Source organism: Catenulispora sp. GP43 (genome assembly GCF_041260665.1).
GTDB lineage: Bacteria > Actinomycetota > Actinomycetes > Streptomycetales > Catenulisporaceae > Catenulispora.
Genome location: NZ_JBGCCT010000065.1, coordinates 1 through 1,285, shown reverse-complemented (window position 1 = coordinate 1,285; position 1,285 = coordinate 1). Strand labels below are relative to the sequence as shown.

The 1,285-nt window shown below is 59.3% G+C and carries 2 rRNA genes; both read right to left on the bottom strand.

What is annotated here, in order from left to right:
• Positions 1 to 450 (bottom strand): 23S ribosomal RNA (locus ABH926_RS51475); the annotation flags it as partial.
• Between the two features lie 327 nt (positions 451 to 777).
• Positions 778 to 1,285: ribosomal RNA gene (locus ABH926_RS51470) — 16S ribosomal RNA — on the bottom strand; the annotation flags it as partial.

Sequence of the window (1,285 nt, the reverse complement as noted above, 5' to 3'; positions counted from 1 at the left end):
ACATTCCCGGAGCCAACATCGTTTCGTCTACGGGGGTTTTACCCACTATGCCGGCGCTTTCGCATCGCCTTCGACTACGACATTGGTTTCTTACTCCGTGCCAGGCCGGCAGACCTGACTGGAACGTCCCACGACCCCGCCTGCGCAACCCCTGCCGGGTATCACACGCAAACGGTTTAGCCTCATCCGGTTTCGCTCGCCACTACTCCCGGAATCACTGTTGTTTTCTCTTCCTGACGGTACTGAGATGTTTCACTTCCCGTCGTTCCCTCCACACGCCCTATATATTCAGGCGTGGGTGACCGCACTCACATGCGGCCGGGTTTCCCCATTCGGACACCCTCGGATCACAGCTCGTTTGACAGCTCCCCGAGGCCTTTCGCGGTCTACCACGTCCTTCATCGGCTCCTGGTGCCAAGGCATCCACCGTGCGCCCTTAAAAACTTGGCCACAAAGATGCTCGCATCCACTGTTCAGATCTCAAACACCCACCGGCTCATCTCCCCCACTCACGGAGCCACCAGCCGTCGCAGCGCGACGCGGTATGGACACCCGGAGGAGATCCGGTACTGAAGAAGACAACCAAACGGCTGTTCCTTCAGGACCCAACAGTGTGCCGAACCAGAACAGGCTCACCTCGTGAGAGGCGAGCCGATTAAGTCTTCGATGTTCCACCCTTGAGCGCCGGCGTCCAGACGATCGCTGGAACCAACCGGACGACTCTGCACCCGAACCACACACCCTGTGGTGCGTGCTCCGCGGTGAGAGGCTCCTTAGAAAGGAGGTGATCCAGCCGCACCTTCCGGTACGGCTACCTTGTTACGACTTCGTCCCAATCGCCGGTCCCACCTTCGACGGCTCCCTCCCACAAGGGGTTAGGCCACCGGCTTCGGGTGTTACCGACTTTCGTGACGTGACGGGCGGTGTGTACAAGGCCCGGGAACGTATTCACCGCAGCGTTGCTGATCTGCGATTACTAGCGACTCCGACTTCACGGGGTCGAGTTGCAGACCCCGATCCGAACTGAGACCGGCTTTTTGGGATTCGCTCCACCTTGCGGTATCGCAGCCCTCTGTACCGGCCATTGTAGCATGTGTGCAGCCCTGGACATAAGGGGCATGATGATTTGACGTCATCCCCACCTTCCTCCGAGTTGACCCCGGCAGTCTCCCATGAGTCCCCGCCATAACGCGCTGGCAACATGGAACGAGGGTTGCGCTCGTTGCGGGACTTAACCCAACATCTCACGACACGAGCTGACGACAACCATGCACCACCTGTGAAC